23 protein-coding genes are annotated in these 25,848 nt (G+C 45.7%); 9 read left to right on the top strand and 14 right to left on the bottom strand.

The window, feature by feature from the left end; genetic code table 11:
* Window positions 1-159: 159 nt before the first annotated feature.
* On the top strand, window positions 160-1,560 hold the full coding sequence (locus AC5JL3_RS34840) for an amidase (protein ID WP_496078814.1): 1,401 nt from the start codon (window positions 160-162) through the stop codon (window positions 1,558-1,560).
* A 117-nt stretch (window positions 1,561-1,677) separates the two neighbouring features.
* Here AC5JL3_RS34840 and AC5JL3_RS34835 read toward each other — a convergent pair whose 3' ends face one another.
* From AC5JL3_RS34835 to AC5JL3_RS34820, 4 genes are all read right to left on the bottom strand, one after another.
* Complete coding sequence (locus AC5JL3_RS34835; RefSeq protein WP_496078813.1) at window positions 1,678-2,523, bottom strand: hypothetical protein; 846 nt, start codon at window positions 2,521-2,523, stop codon at window positions 1,678-1,680.
* Window positions 2,524-2,979: 456 nt separating this feature from the next.
* Window positions 2,980-3,375 (bottom strand): HNH endonuclease, encoded by a 396-nt coding sequence (locus tag AC5JL3_RS34830; protein ID WP_496078812.1) that lies wholly within the window; start codon window positions 3,373-3,375, stop codon window positions 2,980-2,982.
* The gene (locus AC5JL3_RS34825; protein ID WP_496078811.1) at window positions 3,372-3,725 is read right to left on the bottom strand and encodes a hypothetical protein; all 354 of its coding nucleotides are present in this window, start codon (window positions 3,723-3,725) and stop codon (window positions 3,372-3,374) included. Before AC5JL3_RS34825 ends, AC5JL3_RS34830 begins: the two co-directional genes overlap by 4 nt.
* 98 nt (window positions 3,726-3,823) lie before the next feature.
* On the bottom strand, window positions 3,824-6,184 hold the full coding sequence (locus AC5JL3_RS34820; protein ID WP_496078810.1) for an NACHT domain-containing protein: 2,361 nt from the start codon (window positions 6,182-6,184) through the stop codon (window positions 3,824-3,826).
* A gap of 316 nt (window positions 6,185-6,500) precedes the next feature.
* On the opposite strand from AC5JL3_RS34820, the gene AC5JL3_RS34815 reads away from it, so the two are divergent.
* Complete coding sequence (locus AC5JL3_RS34815) at window positions 6,501-7,064, top strand: hypothetical protein (protein ID WP_496078809.1); 564 nt, start codon at window positions 6,501-6,503, stop codon at window positions 7,062-7,064.
* Window positions 7,065-7,354: 290 nt separating this feature from the next.
* The gene (locus tag AC5JL3_RS34810; protein WP_192221679.1) at window positions 7,355-7,606 is read left to right on the top strand and encodes a hypothetical protein; all 252 of its coding nucleotides are present in this window, start codon (window positions 7,355-7,357) and stop codon (window positions 7,604-7,606) included.
* Between the two features lie 42 nt (window positions 7,607-7,648).
* Here AC5JL3_RS34810 and AC5JL3_RS34805 read toward each other — a convergent pair whose 3' ends face one another.
* From AC5JL3_RS34805 to AC5JL3_RS34795, 3 genes are all read right to left on the bottom strand, one after another.
* A complete protein-coding gene (locus AC5JL3_RS34805) occupies window positions 7,649-9,154 on the bottom strand; it encodes a phenylacetate--CoA ligase family protein (protein WP_496078808.1) in 1,506 nt (501 codons plus the stop codon).
* Between the two features lie 66 nt (window positions 9,155-9,220).
* On the bottom strand, window positions 9,221-9,559 hold the full coding sequence (locus tag AC5JL3_RS34800) for a DUF3082 domain-containing protein (protein WP_496078807.1): 339 nt from the start codon (window positions 9,557-9,559) through the stop codon (window positions 9,221-9,223).
* Window positions 9,560-9,753: 194 nt separating this feature from the next.
* Complete coding sequence (locus AC5JL3_RS34795) at window positions 9,754-10,443, bottom strand: pentapeptide repeat-containing protein (RefSeq protein WP_496078806.1); 690 nt, start codon at window positions 10,441-10,443, stop codon at window positions 9,754-9,756.
* 296 nt (window positions 10,444-10,739) lie between these two features.
* Between AC5JL3_RS34795 and AC5JL3_RS34790 the strand changes: the two genes are divergently transcribed.
* Complete coding sequence (locus tag AC5JL3_RS34790) at window positions 10,740-12,014, top strand: MFS transporter (protein ID WP_496078805.1); 1,275 nt, start codon at window positions 10,740-10,742, stop codon at window positions 12,012-12,014.
* A 115-nt stretch (window positions 12,015-12,129) separates the two neighbouring features.
* On the opposite strand, the gene AC5JL3_RS34785 is transcribed toward AC5JL3_RS34790, so the two are convergent.
* Window positions 12,130-12,780, bottom strand: a complete 651-nt coding sequence (locus tag AC5JL3_RS34785) for a type IV pilin-like G/H family protein (protein WP_496078804.1) — start codon at window positions 12,778-12,780, stop codon at window positions 12,130-12,132.
* A gap of 253 nt (window positions 12,781-13,033) precedes the next feature.
* Here AC5JL3_RS34785 and AC5JL3_RS34780 point away from each other — a divergent pair, with 253 nt between their 5' ends.
* Together AC5JL3_RS34780 and AC5JL3_RS34775 are read left to right on the top strand one after the other, a co-directional pair.
* Complete coding sequence (locus AC5JL3_RS34780; protein ID WP_496078803.1) at window positions 13,034-13,264, top strand: photosystem II protein, Psb35-related; 231 nt, start codon at window positions 13,034-13,036, stop codon at window positions 13,262-13,264.
* 390 nt (window positions 13,265-13,654) lie between these two features.
* Window positions 13,655-14,008 carry a hypothetical protein gene (locus AC5JL3_RS34775; protein WP_496078802.1) on the top strand — a complete coding sequence of 118 codons (354 nt, stop codon included), beginning with the start codon at window positions 13,655-13,657 and terminating at the stop codon, window positions 14,006-14,008.
* 209 nt (window positions 14,009-14,217) lie between these two features.
* Here the strand turns inward: AC5JL3_RS34775 and AC5JL3_RS34770 are convergent, their stop codons facing one another.
* On the bottom strand, window positions 14,218-14,391 hold the full coding sequence (locus AC5JL3_RS34770) for a hypothetical protein (RefSeq protein ID WP_496078801.1): 174 nt from the start codon (window positions 14,389-14,391) through the stop codon (window positions 14,218-14,220).
* Between the two features lie 190 nt (window positions 14,392-14,581).
* On the opposite strand from AC5JL3_RS34770, the gene AC5JL3_RS34765 reads away from it, so the two are divergent.
* The 3 genes from AC5JL3_RS34765 to AC5JL3_RS34755 all read left to right on the top strand — a co-directional run bounded on the left by AC5JL3_RS34765 (window position 14,582) and on the right by AC5JL3_RS34755 (window position 18,978).
* A complete protein-coding gene (locus AC5JL3_RS34765) occupies window positions 14,582-17,155 on the top strand; it encodes a tetratricopeptide repeat protein (RefSeq protein ID WP_496078800.1) in 2,574 nt (857 codons plus the stop codon).
* A gap of 146 nt (window positions 17,156-17,301) precedes the next feature.
* Window positions 17,302-17,850 carry a Uma2 family endonuclease gene (locus tag AC5JL3_RS34760; protein ID WP_496078799.1) on the top strand — a complete coding sequence of 183 codons (549 nt, stop codon included), beginning with the start codon at window positions 17,302-17,304 and terminating at the stop codon, window positions 17,848-17,850.
* 123 nt (window positions 17,851-17,973) lie between these two features.
* Complete coding sequence (locus AC5JL3_RS34755; RefSeq protein ID WP_496078798.1) at window positions 17,974-18,978, top strand: glycosyltransferase family 2 protein; 1,005 nt, start codon at window positions 17,974-17,976, stop codon at window positions 18,976-18,978.
* A 176-nt stretch (window positions 18,979-19,154) separates the two neighbouring features.
* Here AC5JL3_RS34755 and AC5JL3_RS34750 read toward each other — a convergent pair whose 3' ends face one another.
* From AC5JL3_RS34750 to AC5JL3_RS34730, 5 genes are all read right to left on the bottom strand, one after another.
* Window positions 19,155-20,765, bottom strand: coding sequence for a DUF4335 domain-containing protein (locus AC5JL3_RS34750; RefSeq protein ID WP_496078797.1), 1,611 nt, complete (start codon window positions 20,763-20,765; stop codon window positions 19,155-19,157).
* A 160-nt stretch (window positions 20,766-20,925) separates the two neighbouring features.
* The gene (locus AC5JL3_RS34745; protein WP_496078796.1) at window positions 20,926-21,504 is read right to left on the bottom strand and encodes a DUF3038 domain-containing protein; all 579 of its coding nucleotides are present in this window, start codon (window positions 21,502-21,504) and stop codon (window positions 20,926-20,928) included.
* Between the two features lie 216 nt (window positions 21,505-21,720).
* Window positions 21,721-24,207 (bottom strand): endonuclease MutS2, encoded by a 2,487-nt coding sequence (locus tag AC5JL3_RS34740; protein WP_496078795.1) that lies wholly within the window; start codon window positions 24,205-24,207, stop codon window positions 21,721-21,723.
* 161 nt (window positions 24,208-24,368) lie between these two features.
* Window positions 24,369-24,587 (bottom strand): hypothetical protein, encoded by a 219-nt coding sequence (locus AC5JL3_RS34735; RefSeq protein WP_496078794.1) that lies wholly within the window; start codon window positions 24,585-24,587, stop codon window positions 24,369-24,371.
* Window positions 24,588-25,009: 422 nt separating this feature from the next.
* Window positions 25,010-25,786, bottom strand: coding sequence for a nucleotidyltransferase domain-containing protein (locus AC5JL3_RS34730; RefSeq protein WP_496078793.1), 777 nt, complete (start codon window positions 25,784-25,786; stop codon window positions 25,010-25,012).
* Window positions 25,787-25,848: the final 62 nt, after the last annotated feature.

Genomic DNA, 25,848 nt, shown 5'->3' with positions numbered 1-25,848 from the left:
CTTGACAAGTGTCACAATCACTGGAAACTGCAACGCTGTTGAAGGCACTCGACTAGTTGGCGGGTGCCTTGTTTAGAATATGACCTCTAAGCATTTGCACATAGCAAATCTCTATCTAGTCCTAGTCAGCCGTAGCTGTTTTCTCCAACTCAGAAAATCATGAATAAAATTGATTTAGCGTTTGCTTCAGCCTTAGAACAAGCACAGCTCATCCGTCAAGGCGAAGTGTCACCATTGGAGTTAGTAGAGCTTTATCTGGAGCGCATTCAACGCCTAGATTCCAAGCTAGGTAGCTATTTCACCGTAGCAGCTGAGCAAGCGATCGCTGATGCAAAAGCTAAGACTGAGCAACTGAGCAAGAGTAATTCAGACTTGCCACCATTTTTTGGTGTACCAATTGCGATTAAAGACCTCAACGCCGTTGAAGGGATTCGCTGCACTTATGGTGTGAACGTTTTGAAGGATAAAATCGCTACCTACGATGATGGGGTGGTGATGCGAATTAAGCGGGCAGGGTTTACGATTCTCGGTAAAACTTCAACCTCAGAACTGGGTTCATTGCCTTACAGTGAGGCACCTGGGTTTCCACCAACTCGCAATCCTTGGAATCTGGACTATACGGCTGGGGGGTCGAGTGGTGGTGCAGCAGCGGCGGTAGCGGCTGGGTTGTCTCCCATTGCCCAAGGTTCTGATGCTGGGGGTTCGATTCGGGGGCCAGCGTTCTGCTGTGGATTGGTAGGGATTAAGCCCTCACGGGGTCGGGTGACTTGGGCACCTGTGGGTGATTATCAAAGTGGCATTTCCACGAATGGCCCAATTGCTCGTACTGTTGCCGATGCTGCGGCACTGCTGGATGTGATGTCGGGTTATGTTACAGGTGACCCTTACTGGGTGCTTGCACCAGAGAACTCCTTTATCGATGCAGCACGTCAACCGCCAGGACAGTTGCGGATTGCTTTTACAACGTCACTTCCCCCAATTGGTGAGGCGCAAACGGTATGCCAGCAAGCCGTGCAAGAGACGGTGCAACAGTTGGAAGGCATGGGGCATATCGTAGAACAGGGTTGCCCAGACTTCACAGGTTTAATTGAACCGTTTATCAAGATTTGGCAAGCGGGTGTGACAACGGCGGGGATTCCTAATGAGGTACTCTCCCCGATGAATCGCTGGATTGCTGAGCAATCGGGTTCGGCTGGAGAATATCTGCAAGCTGTTTCCCAAATGCAGATTGTTGCACGACGGGTTGTGATGTTCTTTGAAGCCTATGATGTTTTGGTGTTGCCAACGTATCTGTTTCCAACGATTCGCGTTGGCGAGTGGGCTGATTTGAATCCCGAAGAGACATTGCAGAAAATTATTAGTTGGATTGCGCCCTGTCCACCCTTTAATGCATCGGGATTACCTGCGATCGCAATTCCTACTGGTTTTGATACGAATGGTTTACCTGTAGGGGTTCAACTTGTGGGACGTCCCGCGGCTGAGGCAACAATCATTGCTCTAGCGGCACAAATAGAAGCGGCTAAGCCTTGGAGTACCAATCGTCCTGCGATCGCGTTGTGAAGGGGATTGGGGATTAGGTGGGCTATCAAAAAATTAGGGTAGGGGCGCCCAACTGTGCGCCCCTACAGAGGTTACTGGAAGTTAAAGATAACCCTGCATTTTTGCCTGGATGAACTACTAGAAACGTTGCTCAGGTTCACGAGTGTAGATGTTTTGTCTTTCGACTTCAGGTGTAACTATCTCTTCCTCTTCGTAAAGATCCATGGGAGCAACTTCGCTTCCCAGATAAGTCCCTGTACCAGCAACGAAGCTTGGTTCAGTCACAACATCCGCCGTTGGTTCAATGACGATTCGCTCTTTTACATCAGCAGAGTGAACATCTTGAATGTTGTCCGATGGCTTGACCTGTTCAGCCGTATCTTTAACCTTATCTGCTGTGTTGTTAGCTGCCTCTTTTGCTTTATTGGCAGCATTCTCTATTGAGGGTTTAGCATTTTCAGCCGTATCTTTAACCTTATCTGCTGTGTTGCTAGCTGCTTCTTTTGCTTTGTCTGCGGCGTTCTCTATTGAAGGCTTAGCCTTTTCAGCAGCCTCTTTAACCTTGTCTGCGGTGTTGAGCGCGGCATCTTTTACTTTATCTGCTGCACTTTCGAGTGATGGCTTGGCGTGTTCAGCCGCATCTTTCACTTTTTCTGCTGCGTTTTCAGTAACGTTCTTAAGCTTTTCCCCTGCATCGTCGGGTGTCGCTTTAGCTGCAAAACCACCTGCTACTGCACCCGCAACAGCACCAATAACTGCACCTTTTCTACCAGCGATTCTGCCACCAATTACACTACCAATTGCTGCTCCGGCTACTCCAGCCGCAATATTACCCGCTCCTGCCTCGCCTTCTGCCTCATCTAAAGCGTCTTCAGCTTGAACCGTAATAGCAGGTTCCACATAATCATCAGAGTGAACTACTGGTGGAATGGGTTCCACGTTGTTGTTATACTCGTCAAAAAATTGTCCGTTGGTATTCATCATAATATCCTTAACTCCCTTACGCTAAAATTGTCTTCTTATCTACTGCTAACTTAACAACAACAGGTTAGGCTTGACGTTGTGCTAAAGGGGGATATTGCCAAACCTCCAGTCAGCCGAGGGATATAGGCATTTAGTTTGATTATTTGTTGAGAAAAAAGCTTGCAGGAAATGAGCTGAACTACAACGTCAGTTAGATTCACCTAGCTCTACAATTGGAGAATTTCAATAAAGGTTTAAATGTAGGTCTTTTTTCTTAAAAAGATAAGCAAAGTCATTGAAAGAAATTTAGTATGTAAATGAGATAGAAATGCGATCACTTTTTTGAAGAAGGTACAATCATCCTGTACACCTTGTTGCTAGCATTTGGTAGATTCTCTTTCACTATGTATTTAGGGTGATATTGTTATCTGTCCAATACGCTTTAGAATCTGCAAGTGGCAATGATTTAAGCAAAGTTCAAAGCAAACGCTGTCGTTCAGCAATGCGTACATCGCTATTTAACTTAAGTAAGTTGACGGTTGTTCGTCCTTGAATAGTTAAGCCTATTAATGTTAATGTCTTTTCCTCAAGCTTAAAGTGTTCAGCCCACTGTTGCGTTCGTGGGTTGAAGAGAAAACTAAATTCTCCAGTTTGGGGGTCAAATGAACCAAGATCAGTACCTTTGTTGCGGTTACAACGCCAACAAGCGAAAGCTAGATTATCAGCCTCAGTCTTCCCACCGTGCTTTTGAGCAATGACATGATCAACTTCGTGGGGGAAAAAGGCAACACTTGCAGGATGTAAGCAATACTCACATTGATAATTGGCTCGTTCTTCAACGAGTCGGCGGAGTGCAGCAGGAATATAGCTCACGAGTTCGGGGTACTCGATAGGTAAGGTAAATTACCAGCTTTGAGCATAATCACTAGATGCTCAATCTGCTCGTACTCGTCCAGTTCAAGGCGTTCTGTAGAGGATAGTTCACCTGCTTGTTCTCGTGCCAGCAGAATACGCAAACGTTCTTGCATTTCTGGTGTAGGGCTGAAAGCAGCAATTTCTTCAGGTGTAGGTTTACTAGCCAGAAAGTTGAGAATGTAGCGGTAGATGTGAGCTGGTAGTGCTGGCTGTTGGAGGCTAAGCGCAAGTAATTCTGGAAGGCGATCGCCTATGTGTTCAAGTTGTTTGGAGAGTTCATCAGGGACTTCAAGGGTGATTCTCGCCACGATGTAACCTATTTGAAGCTATTCAATGATTATTGTATCTGTGTGCTTACGGGATTTTAGCCGGAGCGATCGCTTTTTCGGGAAGGATGCGATCGCACTCAATCTCTGTATGTCCGTTTCTCAATCTCAGCGATGGGTAAGAGTAAGGTGTCTTCGATGTGCGATCGTACCTCACGGCTCACATAACAATCGCTATTCAGGCATTGCAGTAACAACAGATTGGCATTGTAATACTGCTGAAGCAATTTCTTGTGCTGTTCGTTGAATTGCCAATCCTGTCCAATATTGCGATGCTCAACCATCATTGCTCTTAATTGCTCAGTCCAAGCTTGACTTTCATCTTCGTACCATTGCTTGAGTATTTCCTTATCACTATTTATGTCAGGTATTAGTTCCTTAAGTTGGTGTAGCACTTGCTGAAGTTTAGGATCGAGGGGGAGAGTACAAATCTTGGAAAGAGTGCCCTTAATAGTATGAATGTAAAAGAAGTCATGAAAGTTGTTGCCCTCAACATTGCTGCGAAGGGCTTTGAAGTAGGTGTAAGCGAAGGCTAGATCGAGAACTAGAGCGTGAGCGAGGTTGAGATCAAAAATGGGGTCATGAGCATAGGCTTGGTCAAGAGCATGGGAGAGGATTGGGTTGAGGAAGCGGGTAAGATTATAGCCAGTAGTTAGGATGCGGGGGTATCCGTCAAAGGCGAAGGCGAAGTAAAAAGCACGAATGGCTGCTGCCTGGTAGGGAAGCTCAACAGAGAGAGATTTTTGATTTGCCCACATCAGCAACTGCTGTAACTTTTTATCATCAGCAACAAGTACATCAATTTGCTGTTTTATTAACAACAATAGGCAGTCTGCACTTGGCAACGACTCAACGATTAGCAAAAAGACTTCCCGCCAACGTTTTTCTGTAATGTGATTAACCAAATTGTGCAATAGTTTATCATCTAATGAGTGGAAATTACAAGTGTTTACAATCTCTCTAGCTGTAAAATATTCCTGAAATGTAAGATGGGAAAAAGAGTAAATACCTCTCGCTCGTTCAACCAGTAACCCATGTTGCGCCTCAATAGATTTCAAAACTACTTCACTATCGAGCTGTAAGGCTTCTGGGTCAGTTTGAGCATCAGGTAAATTGCGGATGTAATCGGCAATATATCGCTCAACATCTCTCTGCTTAAAGAAGTAATCCGCATGCTCAAAAGTATTTAAAGCAATTTGTCCGAGTAAATCCTCCTTGCGATGAACTGATAACTTTTTGTATACGTGATCTCGCTCAATCCTGCGTGTAGCATCCCATTTCCTCAATAGAATAGCTATACCCTCTTGATATAACTCTGAACGGTTTGTAGGGAAATTACCTGAATCTTCAAATACTAGACACAACAATGTCAGCAGCAGAGGACTTGTGGTTAGTTCCCTAATTGGCTGATTTAAATTTAGCTGTTGCATAAATCGTTCAGCTAAATCTAACTGTTTCGCCTTAAACCACTTAGTTACAAACGTCTGAATCTGTTTATCATCGAAATCGGCAACTTCTACATCGGCTAGTTCTACATCAGTGAATCTTTCAAATCTATAGTCTTGTGCTGCTATCCGACAGGTAATAACAAAATTGTTCGTGTAATACTGTTCAGAAAAATATCTAATCTCCCTCAAAACCTGCTGGCTATCTTCATCTTTAACCTCATCCAATCCATCGAGAAAAAGCAATGCTCTCCCTTTCTTTAACACTTCAGTGATTTGAGTATCCGTTACCCCGGAATTAGCAAACATCTGGGTGATGAATTCTAATAAACCTGGCTGAGCGGGAGTTTCAGCAAAATCTTTAAGTGTAATAAATATTGGCACTCGCTCTGCTTGAAACTCACCACTGATGCAGCGAATCGCCAGATATTTCAGAAAAGTTGTTTTTCCTGCCCCTGGCTTACCCAAAACCATCAACTTAGAGTAATGCTCTACAGCCTTTAGTCCTGGAACTCGCTTTTCAGTAACCCTGCTCAATCCAAAGCGGTCAAAGTCTTCTGATTCTGGGTCAAAACCTTGCAGCAGCTCAGAAATTTCTAGCCGCCTGCGTCCAGTGATTTTCTCCAGAATGTTGACATCAGTGTAGATGTCATTCAATCCGATTGGCTGGGACATATCCAGCACCCGCATCGTGCCGCAGCGTTCCTGAATAAGGGGTTTTACCTTTTCGCGTACCTCTTGCACCAAGGCATCGATATCTGATTCGGCTTCCTCTTCACCAATATGTGCAATATCTCGCCAATCCAGTCCTAGTGTTTCGCAAATCTTAGAAAATATCTCACGTTGAATAGATTTACCTGTAAATAGGAGTGAAACAGTTGAGCGAGCTACGCCAACTTCTTCCGCTAATGCCATTTTGCTCTGCCCATTCCGCACCAGAGCTTGATTGAGTTGCTCAAGTCCCTGTTCAGATGCTTTAAGCGATCGCTTTGCCATACTCCCACCACAGCAGTTGATAAATTTCTATTTTAATCTCTAAAGCTAGTCAGTCAGTCATACAACGTCCAGTCAGGCGTTAAAGCTAGAGAATTGAGTCGCAGATAGTTTCTTAATATATCAAGAGTAACCTTGACATCCTCTTGTTGAGTTGTCACAATAACAATCACTCAAAAGTCAGTCATGCAGTAGTCAGTCATCCTCAGAAACGCATTCTCGCGTTAGCTGGGTAAGACTCGCGACAAGATTTTACGAATTGAGGTCATATTCAGCAATGCCACTCGTCCGTGTCAACCATTGAATAATATGAGGTTCTATGACTTTGAACGGTACAGATAGCTTGAGCTTTCCTGACTCAGTGGGGAATGTCAGAGAAAATGGATCTGCACGAATGGGATATTACGACTTCTCCACTCAATATAAAGTCGGAAAAGCAGGAGAGTTAGTGATAGACCATTGGCTACAGGCTCTTGGTTATCGAATTGATGATGTCTCAGAGTCGCCAGAGTATCAGAAGGCAGGTATTGACCGTTTATTAATTCGTCCAGACGGTTCTATCACAAAGGCTGAGTACAAAACTGATGTAAAAGCCAAGCAAACTGGAAACCTGTTTTTTGAGATTGTATCTGTTGACAATCGCAATATTGTTGGTTGGGGATTGACTTCGCAAGCTGACCTCTGGATTTTTTTCATTCCTGGGCAAGAGATTTTGGTCATTGAACCAGGCAAGTTCAGGTGGTTAGTTTTGGAACACCTGGCAATGCTCGAAAAGAAAAGGGTACAAAATCAAGGCTACTGTACAATCGGGTTTCCTGTTCCTCTAGCAAGGGTGCGGGAAATTGCTTGTTATGTTTACAAGTTCCCTAATGTTCTTTTCTGACTAGAGCGTTTCTGCCAAATCCAAAATTTGGGATAAGGGCGAAGCATTCGGTTAGCAAACCTTAGGTTTCAGCTATAGTTTGTCCTCCGAATGAGTAGCAAATAGATTCCTAAGTTAAAGGAGATTTCTGACCTAGTGAATAAGATAAAAAGGTTCAACAGCTTGATCAACTGTCCCTTAATCACCATGCCGAAGAACTCATGTCGCTTCCCTGTCAGCCTTTGGTTAGGTGACAATGCCTTCAGTGAGAAAGATGATGAGGAGTGAATGCACGTACAAAAGGCATGATCGTGGAACCTGCAAGTAAATTGGCTGTAGTTGAAAATCTTCTCATTGCTGTGAGATTGTCAAATCGGTCAGCGGTAGAAGTTGTTGAAGCTGAAGCCAAAGTTGATTTAGCTGAGTTTGAATTAACCCAGGAAGAAGTTGACAAGTTCAGAACAATCATTAAGAAATTGAACGATTCCCTAGCAGAATCGCTCAAAAAGCGCTGTTCTGCTGTTTCAATTGTTTCTGAGCTTCGAGCAACTGAGCGCTACTGAAAAAACTAAACGAAAGCGATCGCACATTTCCAGTCAAACAATTTACTGGCGAGTATAGCGATGTTTGACACCAATCGGAAAATACTCCGAGTCACCTGTTGGGGCTAAAGTCACCTGTGGCATCTGGTACGGTGGTGGAACATAGTTAGCAAACTCGCTATTGAGTCGCAGCAACTGAGAGAGTATGGAAGAAGCGATCGCTTTTTGTTTCTCCTCACTACTCTCCACAAGTGGCGCTAACTCCACAACAATTGATAAAAATCGGTTCTTGTCTGCATCTTCCTTCACCTGCAAGACAAACTTACCCGTCACCCATTCTTGAATCTCTGATTGCTCTAATCCAACAACAACATTCTCTGGGTAAATATTCGCCCCAAAGTACGAGACAGTAAAGTTAGATCGTCCAAATACATAGACAAACGGCAGAGAATGTATTCCTTGTCCACCCTGTTTCTGTAACTCTCCTAGTGGATAAAATCCCCATTCTGCAAGGAATTTGAGCATCATCTTGTAAGAAATCAGCCCCCCATTATCCGAGATGTGATAGCGCACCAACGGGATGCCATTGTCTCCCGAAAACAGCAGTGTCCCCTCGTGAACTTCAAAGAAGCGGCTCAAAGGGTCATACTGTACCAATGTCGGCAAGCGTGATCCCCCGAATAAAGTACGAGCAGCGTCGGGATTGTCTGCAAGGAAACGGCGAATGCAGATGCTCAAAGGCGTTTCATTACCCAACACACCCGCGTCTGCCGTTCCATAAAGTGAGGCGGAATCGTAACACGGGTTAGTTGAACCAACGCGATCGCCTACTAGACTACGCCATTCTTCACTAAAAACCTCTCCAGCAAACACCATTTTGATCTGATACTGCTGCCACTCCACTCCCCGTGCAATCCCAGTATCAATTACCGTTTTGAGGAAAGGCGGGTAACCCAACAGCACTACCTGTTCATACATTGAACCCAATTCTTGCACAACCCGGAATATCTCTTCTTGGTTATTACCTGGCGTGATGACACTAATTGGATAACCTTTGCTAGCAAGGTAACGGCAACAGTTCGCCGTGTACATCCCACCTACCCAGGTTCCCAAGGTAAAGCAAATTACCGCTAACGTGCGGCGAGTGTCAGCCTGAAAACTATCGTGGAATATCTGCTCAAAACGGGTAGCAATCTGGAGTTCATCTGCCAAAAAACGTGGCCAAAATGTCGGCTTCCCCGTTGAACCGGAGGAAACGGCAATCATGTCACAGCTTTCTAATTCCCCATTGCGACACAAATCTGCTAGTGGATGCCGCCTATGGTAGTTTTCCTTGGTGACTAGTGGCAGTTTTTGGAAATCCTCTAGAGTTTGGATGGACGTTGGTTCGATACCCTGTTCTCTCAGGAAGGCTTGGTAAGCGGGAACTGTGGTTGCAACAGAGTGGAACAAGGCTAATGCCGATGCTGGGGAAGAAACGTGCTGATGTTGTTCCAGTAGCGTTTCTAAGGGTGTGTTCAAGAAATCTTGAAACGCTGTAATGGCTCGTTGACGTTGATTTTCTTGCATTACTCTCCCCTCGCTCCCTTGACACTTGTTAAAGCTTGCTCAGATGTGGAGATTATTGCACTTGATTTAGGGTTGAGATGGACGATTTCTCAGTTGTTGAATTGTGATTTGGATTGCAAGAGCGACTAAACCAACAGCCACAATCCCAAAGATAGCCGTGGCAAGGGTGCTGACACCGACAACTAAAGTACGAACAGCCGCTGAGATATTCTGGGCGATTGGATTAGTCGAGGTAAGAGGCTTTCTCGCAAAGGTTTGAGCAATGGAGGATGTGAGGAAGTACAATGCGATCGCAAATCCACTAGAAATCAAAGCACTAGCCAAGCATTGCAGTGGCCCCGGTAGTGTTTGAGCCTTCTTTGTGGGTTGGGTATCTGGATTGGGTGTGGGAGTTGGATTAGTCATGGTTCTATTATTGGTCAGATTAATAAAAGCTTGAACTGCCGAAGGTGGCTTTCTTAAATTTTTTAAAATTATTTACTTTATTTTATTTTTGCCTGATCAGGGGCGATCGCATCTTTGACCAAAAAGTTAGTAATCTCAAATCTGTTAGCTTACTAGATTCGATTGAAGTGCGATCGCTCTTTGTAGCGCAGTAGTTAGCTTACTGGACTAGGATTCACACTTTTACCCAAAGTGAGGATTGTTCCTTCTAGGTTAGTGTTATCCAGATTGGCATCACTCAAGTCGGTTTTGGCTAAGTTTGCATCAGTTAAGTCCGCATTAGACAAATCAGCTTGATTAAACTTGACATTCGCTAAGTTAGAGCGATACAACTTCGCGCCACTTAAGTTTGCTCCAGTCAAGTTAGCTTCAATCAGGTTTGCCCCACTCAAGTCAGCTCCAATCAGATTTGCGCCTCTCAAGTCAGCCCCAATCATATTGGCGATACTTAGGTTTGCGCCACTCAAATTGGCATCGCGTAGGTTAATCCTGATCATGCTGGCACCGATTAGATTTGCCCCACTCAAGCTAGAGTTTTGCAGGTTTGCCCCACTCAGTTCAGCCCCACTCAAGTTTGCACCGACTAGGTTGGCATTAACCAGATTGGCAATACCCAATTTTGCCCCAATCAGATTTGCCTCACTTAAATCCGCTTCACTCAAGTTGGCATCACTCAGGCTAGACACAATCAGGTCGGCTCCACTCAGATTGGCTTCACTCAGATTGGCTTCATTCAAATTAGCTTCACTCAGGTTCACTCCGCTCAGGTTAGCCCCACTTAGGTCAGCATCACGAAAATCTCTTTCCCCGGCTGCATAGCGCGACCGAATTTCATCAGCATCCATATCTCTCGTGCTCTGTATTTTGAAAACTCTGTTGTAGCAAAATTTTCCTCAACCTCAGCACTATGCACAGCTAAGTTTTATCCCTTCTGAGCTTTCAATGCCTCTTGCTTATCCCTAAGAGAGACGAAAACAAGACCTTGACCGTTATAAGCTTCGTCGAAGTTTGGGATGATTAGCTAAGACCCGCAGTTGAACATAAACAGGACTACAGCCATCTCAGCCTCTGTCTTTCTAATACGAGCGTTCCCGGCAAATCGCTTTTGTCACTCCTACTCCTTACTTTCTCCCGAACTTGAATGAACTTTTATTTAAGACAAAAGCTATTATCCTGGTTGCCGCAACTTAGCTATCAGGTTTGGATTCTTGCGGCAGGTCGATTGCTATCCCAAATTGGCTCAGGTTTTACGCTGTTCTATGCGCCGATATTTTTTGTCAATCAAGTTGGTTTATCAGCAACGGCGGTTGGGGTTGGCTTAGGTAGTGGTTCAATTACTGGGGTAATTGGTCGCTTTTTAGGAGGGTCGTTTGCTGATTCTAAATCGTGGGGACGCAGACCGACGTTGCTACTCTCAGCGGCGATTTCTGCGATCTCTTCTGTGATTTTGGCGTTAACTTTTAACTTCCCTGTTTTTATTATCGGTAACTTGCTCATGGGTTTGGGAATTGGTCTCTATTGGCCAGCAACAGAAGCTGCTGTAGCCGATTTGACCACAATTGAACAGCGCAATGAAGCCTTTGCAATTACGCGCTTAGCCGATAGTCTTGGCTTAGGGATGGGGGTAGTACTCGGAGGCGCATTAATTGCGGCAACGGGTAGCTATCGTTCGCTATTTGTGATTGATAGCATCTCGTTTGTTGTTTTCTTTGCCATTGTGTATGCCGTAATTGCAGAAACTGGCAAGTTTGATGAGCATCATTCTAAACAAGTGAGTAAGGGCTGGATTATTGCTCTACGCGATCGCCAGCTTATGGTTTATGTTCTGGTTAATATCATCTTTACAACCTACCTGGCTCAGGTGAATAGCACGATGCCGCTCTATTTCGCTAACTTCATATCAGGAGAAACGGCAAAGGGGGGATTTTCACCAAAAGTTATCAGTGGGTTGTTTACCTGGCATATTGTCTGTGCCGCACTGTGTCAATTACCAATTGCCCGCACCCTGAATCGTTTTAGCCGTCCGCGTGCCCTAACTATTTCGATGGTACTGTGGGGAGTCGGATTTATCCTGATCTGGGCTACAGGAGTTGCCTCAACTCACTCAATCATTTGGGCAGTTTTTGCACTGGGAATTTTAGCGATCGCTACTGTAGCTTACACCCCTTCTGCTTCTGCCCTTGTGGTAGATTTAGCCCCTGAATCTCTGCGCGGGGTTTATCTATCAATTAACTCCCAATGTTGGGCAATTGGTTACTTTATTGGGCCTCCCCTTGGGGGTTGGGTATTAGATCAGTCGCAAGCAACTGCTCATAGTTTTTGGCTTGCTGCCGCTGTCAGTATTGTTGTTGGCATTGTAATTTTGCAGTACCTCGACCGGATTTTGGATGTAACAATTCCAAGAGAGCGCTACTAGACCAACTTGACACACATAACCATTAGCATAAACTCTCCCCCTGCTTCCCCTGTTTTCAGAACTGGTGAGAAACTTTTGCCCCAAAAGGTCTAGGGCTATCATCTTCAGAATAGGCTTAAATCACTTCAGAAGAGCCAGTCGGACATTGAGGATTCTTTGCCTGCCCTTCAGATAGAATTGGCATCTTAGGAGGTGTTTGAGAAGGCTTATCCGTCCTACATAGAATCCGGATTGTCAGCTCATTGCCTTTCTGTCCAACGACAAATATCCCAGCAGTATAGCTCTTTAAACCTGGCTTCTTTGCTGTTGCTGTTACTTGCGCTTTCGTTTCGTCACTCAGGGAAATTTGGTACTCGTAGGAATCATTTGACTTCGTTTCCCCAATTCCCAAGTCATCGATTTTAGATGTAAATATTCGATTCTCTAGTTGATAAGCTTGTTGTCCCTTGGAGATAGTACCAATAAATTCTCTAGCCCCTGCTTCTGCTGGATTCTCTTGAGGTGCGGCATCAGTTTGGGACGTAGCTGGCGAGTTTGGGTTGCTGTTACTCGCTGACGTTTGGCAGGCGCTGAGTGTTAGTCCAGTGCTTAAGCAAGTTACTAGGACAAGCGCCATGTGAGCAATTGGTTGATGGGGTTTTCCTGTAATCTTGCCGTGTTTAAATTTCTGTAATTGACGACTGGCAAAGCCGCAAAAATCCAAACTGGGATAAGTGTGATTACTATGGACTTTCATTTCCGCCTCTGCAATGCAATGCCACAGCATAACACTGCGCTCCCGGCTGCTGTCCACGCTACTAATGATGTCTATTTTTCTCGGTGATGTTCCTGTCGTTGATTTACATCAACAAGTTGCTGTAAGCCATATCCTTTCAAGGATGTAGTAGGGAAGGCTTCAATCCCTTACACTAAACCTTTTCACTCTTATGTACCAAAAAGTTGACACCTTTAACAAGTATTTGTTACATTTATTTACAGATAAAGTTACAAAACTAAAGAATTCTTAGAGGAACGTCTCCATGATTATTGTGATTGCCTTATTTGTTGTTGGTTTCGTTGCAGCAGTCCTCTTAGGTACCCAAGCCTACTTCCGGGGTGAGCAGTCTAAGCCAATCCATGAGCGGAACTGGCGCTCTGAGTCCTTTGAAAAGCTAGCTGAATCAATTACTGGTACTGAAATAGACTACACTCAGCGCACTCCGGCTTATCAGATAGATGCCTACTCCAGCCAACTTCTGCCCAATCAATAAGAAGATAGGATGGCGCAATCCTGTCCTTGACATATAGCAAAAGACAGAAGGGATGCATATTGATGGGTCTTGGTTTCAGTATGAAAGCGAGAGTCAAGAGTCTGCCTTGGTCACTGCTATATTCAACTGTGTAACGCCGCTGATAGTTGTTTCAGCGGCGTTTCTGCATATTTGAAGAGGTAGCTTGGTGACTATTGAGCTTCACGTTCTGTACATTTATTTTGCGATCGCATTTTAATATATTGCAGACGTTCTGGAAGTGCGATCGCGCTGATAAGGCTGTAATCTTTTTAATGGACTTAAGCGATTAGCTCAAAATTTATTTCTGGGCAGGTTATATCGCTTATAGAGTAGTGGTTCAAGATGTCAGCAGAGGAGTTGAGTTTAACTATGACTGAGCAAAAACATAACAGCCCACCCTGCCATATAGAAAGATCTCCAGCAAGAATAGTGACCGAGATTTTTATCAACTCAGTCAGCACAGTGTCTTCGCGTAGTAACTTTGAGGAGTTTTGCCAACTCTTAGACGTGAAAGCCGATAAGTATGCCGAGGAAAAATGGCGCTTACTCAACCAGTTGGTTGCATTGCTCAATAATCTTGACTTGCTGACACTGACAAAAATTATTGAAGCAGGTTCGCCCAACTTGGAGTTGTCTGTGCAGTCTGAAGAACAAGGACTTATAGAACCCCCACCACTGGCGGAACCACCTAGTCCCGAAGCCTCAAACGACATAGCACCATAAGCTGACTAAAGAACAGGCGCTGAAATTCTTATTAAGTAATCAAACAGAATTAATTACATACTGATTCTTTGCCAGGTAAGAATTTCACCCTAGATTTTGTGTAATTAATTCTGTGCAACTACTTATGAGGTTAGGGGAGGGCGGGCAAGATGCCCACCCCACAAGAGTATTATTTCTGTAAAAGTGAGATGCACGCGATCGCTTTTGCCTTATTTGGGTTCAGCTTTGACCGGACAACTTTGTGTTGGTACAGGTGGCTGCTGAGGTAGATTTACATACAAGTTTGTATGAATCATGAAGTTCGCCGTGTTTGTGACGGAGATGAGCGTCAACATCGGCAACATTTGGCGTAAGTGCCTCAGGTTCAGTGGTAAGCGTTTCATGTTTACTCCTGGAGCTTGAAGGGAATTTGATTAATTGCTCCGATAAATCCATGACAACAAGCGGTTTCCTAGGATAGTCCTAACTTCCACTGAGATTAAGGCGATGCAATTCCTGAGTTGGCACTAATTTATCCCTGACTTAGACTGAGGGAAATTCCTTATATGCTGAGTAGCTTCCCCAGCCTGAGCTATGTCTAAACGCTCGTATTGGGTACGCCAAGAGTGCGTCCCACAAGTCAAATCTGCCTATGAGCGGCGCTATGGACGCCAAGAAGACTTAGCAAAAGACGTAGAAGTTTGCCTAGATACGGTTTCCAAATTCCTCAATGGCAAGAAAGTTTCTCGTGAGAATTTTCGGAAGCTCTGTGATCACTTAGAGCTGGAATGGGAAGCGATCGCCCACTTCGACGAACAAGGAAACCCCGATAAATCAGTCCTCAACCCTCCTCAAGAAAAACTCAGCGCAACTGAGCAAACGGCTTCGTCAATCAGTTGTTCTGCCTATGACGAGGAGACTTGGGTAGGTCGGGAGGAACTGCTTCGCCAGCTAAACCAAAAGTTGCGGGGGAAATGCCGAATATTAATCATCACTGGCATGACGGGTCAGGGTAAAACTGCCTTAGCTGAACGCTTAGCAAGTGTGGAGTTACGGGGATACTGGCAGCAGTATAAGCGTATAAATTTTGACGATACCCCTGTACGAGACTTTGCCAGTGCCGCAGATGAGCTGCTGACTCAGCTAGGAGAAGAGGTGACGGCAGATGAGCGCAAGGATATAGAGCGGTTGCTGAATCGCTTGGTGCAAAAGCTGCGAAACAACCGTTACTTGGTGCAAATGGATTCTTTGGAGGTGTTGCTGAAGGGTCAAGGGGATAACGATACTGCCAGGAATGAGTTTCAGGATGAGCGCTGGTGGGAATTTTTTAATCGGTTGCTGGCAGGTCAAAATTGCCAAAGTCGGCTGATTCTCACCTCACAGGATTTGCCGACGCAGTTTCGAGGGAGCAAATCGCGATCGCTATGGAGTGAGGAACGATTGGGCGGACTGGCTCAGGCAGAGCAGTTCGAGTTATTTCAGAAGTTATTCCAGCAAAAGGGGAAGGAAGTTGAGCCAGAATCAGAAGCAGCCGATTATCTAAAGCGAATGGGCAACGCTTATGAAGGACATCCACTGGTTATCGAGGTGATTGCTGGGGAAATCCTCGATCGCCCGTTCAATGGCAACGTGGTCGCGTACTGGCACAAATACCGTCAAGAATTTGAAGCGATTGAAGCAGTGGTTGGTCATCAGGAGCTGCAACTGCAAGTCAAAGACAGGGTGAAGAAGTCTTTGGAACGATTGGAGCAGGATGTACCTTATGCTTATGCGCTCCTGCTTCGCAGTTCGGTTTATCGGCATCCAGTGCCAGAAGCCTTTTGGTTGGAGATGTTGTGGAATCTCACCGAAGAGGAGAAGGCAGCAGCACTGAGAACGTTAGAATCTCGCTATCTCGTTTTGACTGAGGGAGTCACTCACACTGGTCAATCCCTGCTCCGCCAGCATAACTTGATTCGGAGTGTATCCCGTGAACTTTTGAGAAAGATCTCTAATCAAGGCTTAGAGTGGCGAGATGCTCACTACACCGCAGCCAAGATGTGGCTCACAGCGCCTGAACCAGAGCCAGAGGCACTCAACCTAGAGCAAGTACGGGGTTACCTGGAAGCCTTTCACCATCTTTGTGAGCTAGAAGACTGGGAAAGCGCCAGCAAAATCATTTCTGTTAGCCTTGATACGCCTACCAATGACGAATTACATATTCAGCTAGGCGTTTGGGGCTACTATCGAGAACAGCTTGAACTGTACAGCAAACTCTTATACAAGTTAAATCCAAGCTGGGACTCTATTTGTTTGACTGGTCTGGGCAATGCCTACCGTTCCCAAGGAGACTATGCTCCTGCGCTAAAGTACCATCAGCAGCGTTTAGCGACTGCCAAGGAGATCGGCGACAAGGTTGGGGAAGCAGGGGCGCTAGGCAATCTGGGTATTGTTTACCGTGCCGTAGGAGATTATATTTATGCGATTGAATACTATCGGCAGCAGTTAGCGATTGCCAAGGAAATCGGTGACATAGTTGCGGAAGCAAAGGCACTAGGCAATTTAGGCAATGTCTGCTCTTGCTTAGGATACTATGCCATTGCGTTTGAGTATTATCGGCAACATTTAGCAATTTCCTTAGTAATCGGTGACAAGGCTGAACAAGGAAGGACGCTGGGTAATTTGGGCAATGTCTGCTCTTGCTTAGGATACTATGCCATTGCGTTTGAGTATCACCAACAGTGTTTAGCAATTGCTAAGGAAATGGGCGACAAGCTTGGGGAAGCAACGGCGCTGGGCAATCTTGGTAATGTATACCGTGCCTTAGGAGAATATACCCGTGCGCTTGAGTATCACCAGCAGCGTTTAGCGATTGCCAGGAAAATCGGTGACAAAGCTGGGGAAGCAATGGTGCTGGGCAATATGGGCAATGTCTACTATTCCCAAGGAGACTACGCCTATGCCATTGATTACTATCAGCAGTGTTTAGAGATTACAAAGGATATTGGCGTTCACTCTAATGGGGCTGTAATTCTCTATAACTTGGCAACACTCGCTCAGAAATTAGGTGATTGCGCCCTAGGGCTTGAGTTTTGCAGCAAAGCTTTAGCGCTTGCCACAGACTTAGGCATACCACTGGCAAAAGAGTGTCAGGAGTTGAAGGAGGAACTGCTGAAGGAGGAAGCTTAGAACAGGGACTACTCCTAGCAATAGGATGCGATGACTCTGCGATCACATTTCGGGAAGTGGATACGCTCATCTGAATACCGAGATTCTAAGGAAAGCGATCGCTAAGGCATCATAAGAAGAAAGAGTCGCAACGAGGAACAGAAGAAATGGTAGCCTCTATAGTTGTCCCAAATCAGATAGAAGCCTTTTCGCTAGAAGACTATCTGCAAAATCCTCCTGAACACATGGAGTGGGTAGATGGGCAACTGGTGGAGAAAACTGGAATGACACTAAAGCATGGTCGAATTCAAGCCAAAGTGGCAACCTATTGGAGAAATTATAAGGACAACCACAATTTGGGGGGAGAAGTTTACACAGAAGCACCCTGTCGCACCAATAATCAAATACGTCGTCCAGATGTTGCCTATCTCACACCAGAATTACTTGCCCAATTTGGCGACTCTAATGTGCTACCCCAGAGTTTTCCACTAATTGCTGAGATTATCTCTCCTACAGATACAGCCGAAGATGTATTTGCTAAAGCTAATGAATACCTAGAATCCGGTTGCCAGGAAATTTGGTTAGTCTTACCTGATAGTCAATGGATTGTTGTCATCACAGGGCAGCAACGACTTTTATTCTCTAAAGGGGAAGTAGTCAGCACTCAAACTATCCTAGAAGAGTTCAGTGTAGCCGTCGATGAATTATTAGGTTGAGGAAGGATTTCCTAGGGAATAGCTACGCTTCGCGCATAGTGAAGAGAAAGCACCTATGAGATGAAGTAATAGAGAAGCTCCTGAAGGGGTGCATTTGACAGATGTATTTTGTAGGAAAACGCGATGAAATTTAGCATTGTCATCACAACTTATAATCGCCTAACCTTGTTACAACGAGCGATTGACAGCGCTCTTGCTCAAACAATGCCTTGTGAAGTTGTCGTTGTTGATGATTGTTCATCAGACGGTACGCAAGCTTATGTCCAAGAGCGATGTGAAGCGTTAGCCGATGCTGGTGACCAACGTCTGGTTTATCATCGTAATTCCGAGAATCTTGGTCACTCAAAATCCGTGAATGCTGGTGTGGAAAAAGCAACTGGAGATTGGATTAAGCCAGTGGATGATGATGACTATCTTGCCCCTAATTGTATTGAAGTAATGGCAAAAGCGATCGCACAACGTCCCCAAGCCGTGATTTGCTCTTGTCAGGCGGCTCAAGTTGATGCTGACGGAGTTGAACTGAGCAGGAGTCGCCAAGTCGGTTCTGCAAAAGCATTTTATATTCCCCAGGAAGACATTCATTACGGAATGCTTTTGGAAATGGTTCCGTTTGGTACTCCAATTCAAGTTGCCTTCCAGCGAAACGCCTTTATTCAAACTGGTGGCTGGGACTCTAGCTTAGATGCAAACTTTGATGATATTGATTCTTGGATTAAGATTGCACAGTTTGGCGATGCTATTTTTATTAACGAATGTCTAGGCTATCGAACAATTTGGGCGGGTGCCTATAATCAAAAGTTTTCTCTACAAAAGCGTCTAGATACTAATATTTTAATCAAAGAAAAGATTTACCCAAAAATCAATCAAAAACATCAAGATTACATTCCAAAACTTCAAGATATCCAAGCCTATCTCAAACTTCATTGGAGTCTAGTAGCTCTCAAACAAGGAAAGTTACTTAGCGCGGCAAAACTATCTTTTCCTGCAAGCTTATCACCAGCGGCTTGGCAACTGCTTTGGCAACGATATAAAGTAGCTTCTTCTTTGAAGAGTTCAGCTACTCCAAAGCCTCTTAAGCAAAATATTTTACGCTTTCAAGAGTGTTGTCATCCACTTGAAAGTATCTAGGCTGAGACGAAAGCGTTTTGTGTGGGAAAATGCGATCGCGTTTATTTTGACTGATATTGCACGTCAGTCTGTATTCACTCCTCATACCAAATCCGGGTCACCTACCCCTTTTTGGGCAACCCATAAAACTTTGTAGAGACGTTCCGGCGGAACGTCTCTACGACTAGAACTACAGATCATTTCTCTAAAAACGTATTGACCTTGCCATCTGGAGTAAGAACCACACGAATTGTTGGATTACCTCCTCCTGGTAGTGCTGAGACAAATGGTTCACCAGGTAAAGGCATATCTGTGCGGTCTATATATTGTCCTGCTGCCTGTCCTAGGGGAATGATTCGTTGAATTGAACCATCTGGATTCAGCAACAAGCTGTATTCCAGGGTTTGCCTTAAATCCGCAGGCGGTTGCCAGCGCTGCTGGAAGTAACTTCTCGCTTCTGCAATCTGAGGGATATTGTCAAACAAGGTATTGTTACTGCCATTTCCACTTGTTGCTGACTGCGAGTTTCCCGCCGCTTCACTAGCACTGCGAGCAGCAGATGACGGATTAACTGTATCCGCAGCCTGACCAGTAGCGGGAGTTGGTCTGAGCGTAGGCAAATCTGGTAGCGCTGGAGGAGTTGTTGGTGTACTTGGTGTCGTTTTTTGAGCTGTAGTACTTCCAGATGAGGGAGGAGAACCACTGCTACTAGAAGCTGAAGGTGTTGAGCGAGAGGCTCCTGCACCCGCCAGAATCTGAGGAGCAGGACGGTTTGGTGAAATTGGTATCCTCTGGGGCGCTGGGAGAATTGGCAAAGTCTGACGTTGAGCAGTTGAGGGCAAATTACCCGTTGCCGGAGGTGGGGTAATAACTGGAGACGGGGGTGCCAACGTGGGTGCAGAGGACAGACCGGGTGGTAGTACTGGCGTTTGTAGAGGAGAAGCTGAGGGCGACGGTAAGGGTGTCGTAGGCGCTACAGGTACTTGAGATGTGACTGGCAGTTGCGGCGTAGCGCTAGCTTGTTGATCTTCTGGAGGGGCAGCCGCTTCCTGCACAGTGCTTGGTTGATTCAGGTATCGCACGCCAGCCGTTGTGACGCCTACTGCTAACAGCACAACGGCTGCGGCACTCGCCCAAGGGGGTGGGGCTTTTTTCCAGCTGAGGGGGCTACTCAGGTTTGGTAAGGCAACGACTTCAGCGGCGTATTCATCGAGAGCGGTTGCTAAATCGAATAGTTGCAGCACACTCAGGTCAACAACTTGTCCCGACTCCTGAGTTGCCAGATGACCTAAAAAGAGGTTGTGGGTGAGTAAGCCGTTGGGTTGTAGGTAAATATTGGATGGAGTGCGGGGGGTTAGCGATCGCACTTTCGACTTGGACTCCAAGCGAGGGGCTGAGGGTGAAGTGTTTGGTTCTTCCTCAAACGCTTGAGCGGCTACTGAATTAAAGGGCTTGACACCGGAGACAGGATATGGATTAGATTCCTGATGCGGGTCAGCCCTAGGCATTGAACCGTCAGTAGTCGGGGAAGTACGAAGCGCGAGTGGTAACTGTGTTGGCGAGGGGTCGAGGAATTCCTGTACATAGCTATTAACAGCGTCGTACAACATTTCTAGCTCTGTGCGATCGCCTCGAATTGTTACTCGTTCTTCTTCTGGCTTGCGTGGGTCATCAAAACGTAGCTCAAAGCGTAAATCCTTTAGCACCGATTGCCCTACCCAACGAGATAAGGGTGAGCTTTTTGCCACAATCTCTAGTGTGCAGGTAGGAGGGGTATAGCGTCGTAGGACTGAATTTGATAAGGGCATGAGATTTACAAAATGGTCGTAGGTCATTGGTCACATTGGTCACATTGGTCTTTAGCTTGGGACTAAGGACTAAGGACTAAGGACTAACTGCGGAGGATTTGAAATAGGCTCGCCCCAATACGTTTCAGCTTCACTCCTCACTCCAAGAAAATCGGGTGCTTTAGTCTCTTGTTCGCTCTAGCAAGGCGAGCCACAGACGCCGATGACCATTGGGACCGCTATAGAACAGCAAATCAATGAGCAATTTGAGCGCTAGTTGCGTGAGCAACTCAGGCGATACGTTCTCTCCTTGCTCCATGCGCTCTTGATAAGTGTTGCTGAACTTATCAAGATAGTCTCCCAACAGCGCCGCCCGATGTGGTTCGCTGTTTTGTTCTGCCATTTGTTCTAGGAGTGCCACAGCACGACGGATGAGTTCCTGATGCTGTTTGGCAAGGTGACAAATGATCAGAACAAGCGATCGCGCCTCTTCCACATCTAGCTTTTTCCGCCCTCCCGAACTTTTACGCATCGGGTTGGATTGACGCAGACGCCACAAGCCCACTCGGTCGGACACCATTGACTCTAAATTTAAGTCAGCAGCAGCCTGAAGCATTGCCTCAGAGCCGATGTCCGCTAAGGCTTCTAGCGCCAGCAGAACCAAGTCTAGCTGGGCTTTGATGTTATCCAGCTGCATTGGGTCTGGCGTTTGACCCAGAGGCAAGTCCTCCCACGGGGGAGCCGATGATGGCGTCTTCACGGTAGAGCGCATAGCTTTAGAATAGAAAACCAAATTAGTGTTGGCTTTTGCAGTTACCAATCTTGAAACACGACTACCAGAGTTTACGGCAAGTTTCCTACTGGGTCGTGATAGTTTGGTAAGTTTTACAGATTTTGTTATAGATTCTTAACAAAACCCAGGATTTTCGATTGTAAACTCAATCCCTAATCCCTAATCACCAGTCCCCAGCCCCCTTCACTTCAAATAAGCAACTGTCACACCAGCACCTCCCTCTGCTTGTTCCGCTAATTCAAAACGGTCAACAAGAGGGTGCCGTTCTAGAAATTCATGGACACCCTGACGTAGCCGTCCGGTTCCCTTGCCGTGAACAATCCAGAGTGCGCCGGATGTCACCGCGTCATTCATTGCTCGGTCTATGGCAAACTCCGCATCGGCTACACGACTTCCTCGAATATCAATTGTATTTTTCGAGGTTCGGACAGGAGGCGTAGGAGGTGAAGTCGGTGCAGGTGGAGGAGTGGGTGCTGGTTTTTGTTTGACAGGTATGTCAGGTTTTTGACCATCCAGTGACTCCACATCAGCTAATGATACGGTCATTTTCATTAGACCAAATCGTACCGTCAGCTCTCCATCTTCATCAGGCGCACTTAACACTTCCGCCGTTTGATTGAAGCGAGGGATACGAATGCGATCGCCTTCTTTCGGTCGAAATCCTGGCTTTGGTTTGACTGGTAATTTTACTGGAAGACGGCGCTGGGCAATGTCATTAATCGCATTCGTGGCTCGTTGGGCGTTTTGTGCAATGGTTGGACCGTGTTGCAACTTGCGAATTACTTGGGCGATTTCTTCTTTCGCTTGAGCGATCGCGTCTTGCACCTCCCGTTCCTGCGAACGTTTCAACTCACGTTCTCGTTCCTGCAAAAGCGTTGCTTTACGGGACACTTCATCATGCAGGCGTTCGGCTTGTTGCAACAGTTGGGTTGCCTCTGTTGCCTTTGTTTCCTGGCGACGGCGTTGTGCTTCTAAGCCAGCAATCACCTGATTGATATCTTCAGAAGCACTACCGACACGCTTCTGCGCTTGGTCAACCACTTCTGGCTTTAAACCTAAGCGTCGGGCAATTGTCAGAGCATTAGAACGACCAGGAATTCCCCATAGGAGTCGATAAGTTGGGGAAAGGCTGACATCATCAAACTCAACCGAGGCATTCTCAAATCGCTCATCTTGATATTTCAGCGCTTTGAGTTCGCCATAGTGAGTCGTGGCAACGGTTAACTGCGCTGTCTCTGCCAAATATTTCAGTAAGGCGATCGCCAAAGCACTACCTTCAGCGGGGTCAGTTCCTGCTCCTACTTCATCAAGTAAGACTAGGGAGGGAGTCTGGTGTCGGGTGTCGGGACTGGGGAGGGACAAGGAGGACAAGGGAGAATTTTCCTCGTTGTCTTCCATAACTTCCTTGTCTTCTACGTCCTCTTTCCCATTTCCTAATGCCTCAAGAATCCGACTAATCCGGCGGATATGGCCTGAAAACGTAGATAAACTCTGTTCTAGGGACTGCTCGTCACCAATATCAGCAAGTACCTGCTCAAACCACGGAAGTTCCACGGGTTCTCTAGCGGGGATAAATAGCCCCACCTTCGCCATTAGAGCCGCCAAACCCAATGTTTTCAACGTAACCGTTTTACCACCTGTGTTCGGTCCCGTAATTGCTACTACCCGAATTTCCGGTTGAACTTGTACGTTGATTGGAACAACTGGGTGTCCCTGTTCATGCTGCTGTTGCCACACTAATAATGGATGTCGCAGTTGGCGCAGAGTAATGGTTTCTCCTACATTCCGCTCAACAAATCTCGGTGGATTCGCTTCCAACCACAAGCTATAGCGTGCTCTTGCTGTTGCTAAATCTAAGGTGGTGGCTATAGCGAGTAACTGCTCTAAATCTGGTTTAACTGCTGCTACTTGCTCTGTAAGAGCGCGAAGTACAGCTTCTTCTTCGGTTTGTTCTTGACGGCGATACGTTCTGAGTTGATTTCCCAGTCCGATAATTGCGTTGGGTTCTATATATAATGTTGCACCCGTACTAGAGGTATCGTGAACGATTCCAGGAATCGCGTCTTTCTGTGGGGCTTTGACAGGAATCACAAAGCGATCGCCTCGCTGAGTAATCACCTGTTGCTGGACTGCATTGCCTTGACGCTGCAAAATTCCTTGGAGAACTTGGTAAATCCTGTCTCGGACTGACTTGAGTTGACTGCGAATACCTGCCAGTTTTGGTGTTGCACGATCAGCGACATCACCCCGATCATCAATACAGCGGTGAATTTCTTGCTCTAGTTCTGGATACGTCCGCATATCAGCAACCAGTTGGGCAAGAACTGGCACATCTTCTTGGTCATCAATCACACGACGTAAGCGACGCATACCAGAAAGTGTTGTTGCGATCGCGAGTAATTCCTCTCCTGTCAGAAGCCCTTGAAGTTCTGCCCGTTCCAAAGACTCCCCAATATCCTGAATGCCTTCAAAAGTCAGTCCCGCAGTCAACTGATTTTCTAACTGGTAGACTTCTTTTGTCTCGTCCAGTAGGCGCAGACTCTCCGGTTGAGTTGCGGGGATTCGGAGATTACGCGCAGCAACAACTCCCAGCTTTGTAGCGGCAAATGTAGCCAGGTGCTGGCACAGGCGTGACCATTCTAGTAATTCTAAAGTTTCAGATTGAATCAAAGCTTAAATATAAAAACCTACCCTAAGCTAATTATCAAGCAATTTCTGGGTAGAGGACGAGTAGGATTAACCGTAATCTGCCTTTATAGTTTTCAATCACGTCTATAAAGATCTCAAGCAGGAGGCAGGACGATTAGTTTCAGCGTAAAGCCAACCCATCTTTAGCCTATAGGTTCCGGACCAATAGGAAGAGAGCTATTGATGACCCAGCCTGTCTCTTCCCAAGGTTCAAGAGGAGCTACTGAGTAGCGAGCAACAGTCGCCTCAATGTGTCTCATCTCCTCAAGCTCTACTTTTGCAAATATCTCATCTAGCGCTTCCCTGTCTTGGTCACTCAGTGGAATACCGGATTGTGGTCGATCGCTAATTCTTTCCCTCATCAGCCAACACTTAATTGAGATTATTCGTCGATTGTCAAACAATCATTACAAATCTTAACATTGCTTGCCTCCATCTGGTTGCTGAGATTTATAATTAAATGGCTCTGACTCTAGAGGTAGGCAGCAGTCCAATCGTAAGTTGCTCCCGGCAAACTAGTGCTGGTGTTTTCATTACGATGGGACTTAAGAGAAAAAATTACACTTCACAAATCCAGGTACTTGGCGGGTTCCTGAAATACTTGGCTTGTGATGATTCGTTTTTTACAGCCTTTAAACTTGTCTAAACTTTTTTGCGATCGCTTCACCAGCGTGTTGTTACAACATCGCATCCTTGCTGAACACCGTAGTACTAGCTTTTCCAGCAGGCTTAAAATTATATCACTTCTTCCTATTTCTTCAAAAGTCTTGAGCGAGGCTATTTGTTAATCAATATTGCTAAATTTCTGAAGCGCCTCTTCTACACGAGGTAAGGTTTCTACAAAAAGAGCTTCTGCGAGTTGCTGTTTTTTTGCAAGATCGGCTAAGTCTACTACAGAATAAAGTGGCTCTACTTGCACTACGACTTCAGGCGGCAAATCTCGACTAAAATACTTCACCCTAAAATCGTATCGATAAGGTCTATATACCATATTAAGCAGCTCAATTAGAGGTTGAAGAGTCCAAGCGTGGTAGTTAGAGACGGACTCTATCCAACGTCCACGATTCATCTCTTTTTTGAGCAAGGTTTGGGTCAAATGAAAATCCATTTTCAGGTAAGTGAATCTTTCCTTCATCTTCGAGAAATGCTCACGTTTATTCAAAGCCGTTGGAACAAGAAGAGCCGCTTTATCAAAACCAATCACACTCCTTCCATGTCGTTCCACCTCTAAAAAGTGGTTAGGGTTACTCCGCTGCATCACCACAAAATCAATCATTAAGAAAGGACTGACTCCTTCTAACTGATAGAAGCATTGAGAATGACCATGCCATGTTGGTTCAGGTATTCTGAGATTGAAGCGAATTTCAAAGAGTGTGGAAAGACCTTGTTCAACTATCGAAAATGTTTCTTCAACGTGACCATCCTCCACAATGACCACAATATCAAGGTCTGACCACTCATCGGTGAATCCATGTGCGGCTGAACCTCCCTGCCAAAACGCTAAAACAAAATCTATTGGCTCTAGGGTAGTAATGAGGGTTTCTAGAATTTGGTTTCTCATTGTGAGCGAATTGATGTTTTTGTTGAGTTCAAGGAGAGTGGAACTATAGCGTTTTCCACTTG

This window comes from Symplocastrum torsivum (assembly GCF_059505465.1).
Note: the sequence above shows the minus strand (reverse complement) of the source record. Positions and strands in the feature narration are given on the sequence as shown.

Coding starts and splice junctions, on each gene's coding strand:
- AC5JL3_RS34755 (WP_496078798.1), top strand. CDS start 17,974: ATGAAATTTAGCATTGTCATCACAACTTATAATCGCCTAACCTTGTTA.
- AC5JL3_RS34760 (WP_496078799.1), top strand. CDS start 17,302: ATGGTAGCCTCTATAGTTGTCCCAAATCAGATAGAAGCCTTTTCGCTA.
- AC5JL3_RS34835 (WP_496078813.1), bottom strand. CDS start 2,523: ATGATGAATACCAACGGACAATTTTTTGACGAGTATAACAACAACGTG.
- AC5JL3_RS34820 (WP_496078810.1), bottom strand. CDS start 6,184: ATGGCAAAGCGATCGCTTAAAGCATCTGAACAGGGACTTGAGCAACTC.
- AC5JL3_RS34790 (WP_496078805.1), top strand. CDS start 10,740: ATGAACTTTTATTTAAGACAAAAGCTATTATCCTGGTTGCCGCAACTT.
- AC5JL3_RS34800 (WP_496078807.1), bottom strand. CDS start 9,559: ATGACTAATCCAACTCCCACACCCAATCCAGATACCCAACCCACAAAG.
- AC5JL3_RS34775 (WP_496078802.1), top strand. CDS start 13,655: ATGACTGAGCAAAAACATAACAGCCCACCCTGCCATATAGAAAGATCT.
- AC5JL3_RS34750 (WP_496078797.1), bottom strand. CDS start 20,765: ATGCCCTTATCAAATTCAGTCCTACGACGCTATACCCCTCCTACCTGC.
- AC5JL3_RS34805 (WP_496078808.1), bottom strand. CDS start 9,154: ATGCAAGAAAATCAACGTCAACGAGCCATTACAGCGTTTCAAGATTTC.
- AC5JL3_RS34735 (WP_496078794.1), bottom strand. CDS start 24,587: ATGAGGGAAAGAATTAGCGATCGACCACAATCCGGTATTCCACTGAGT.
- AC5JL3_RS34785 (WP_496078804.1), bottom strand. CDS start 12,780: ATGCTGTGGCATTGCATTGCAGAGGCGGAAATGAAAGTCCATAGTAAT.
- AC5JL3_RS34765 (WP_496078800.1), top strand. CDS start 14,582: ATGTCTAAACGCTCGTATTGGGTACGCCAAGAGTGCGTCCCACAAGTC.
- AC5JL3_RS34730 (WP_496078793.1), bottom strand. CDS start 25,786: ATGAGAAACCAAATTCTAGAAACCCTCATTACTACCCTAGAGCCAATA.
- AC5JL3_RS34780 (WP_496078803.1), top strand. CDS start 13,034: ATGATTATTGTGATTGCCTTATTTGTTGTTGGTTTCGTTGCAGCAGTC.
- AC5JL3_RS34770 (WP_496078801.1), bottom strand. CDS start 14,391: ATGAAACGCTTACCACTGAACCTGAGGCACTTACGCCAAATGTTGCCG.
- AC5JL3_RS34840 (WP_496078814.1), top strand. CDS start 160: ATGAATAAAATTGATTTAGCGTTTGCTTCAGCCTTAGAACAAGCACAG.
- AC5JL3_RS34795 (WP_496078806.1), bottom strand. CDS start 10,443: ATGGATGCTGATGAAATTCGGTCGCGCTATGCAGCCGGGGAAAGAGAT.
- AC5JL3_RS34815 (WP_496078809.1), top strand. CDS start 6,501: ATGACTTTGAACGGTACAGATAGCTTGAGCTTTCCTGACTCAGTGGGG.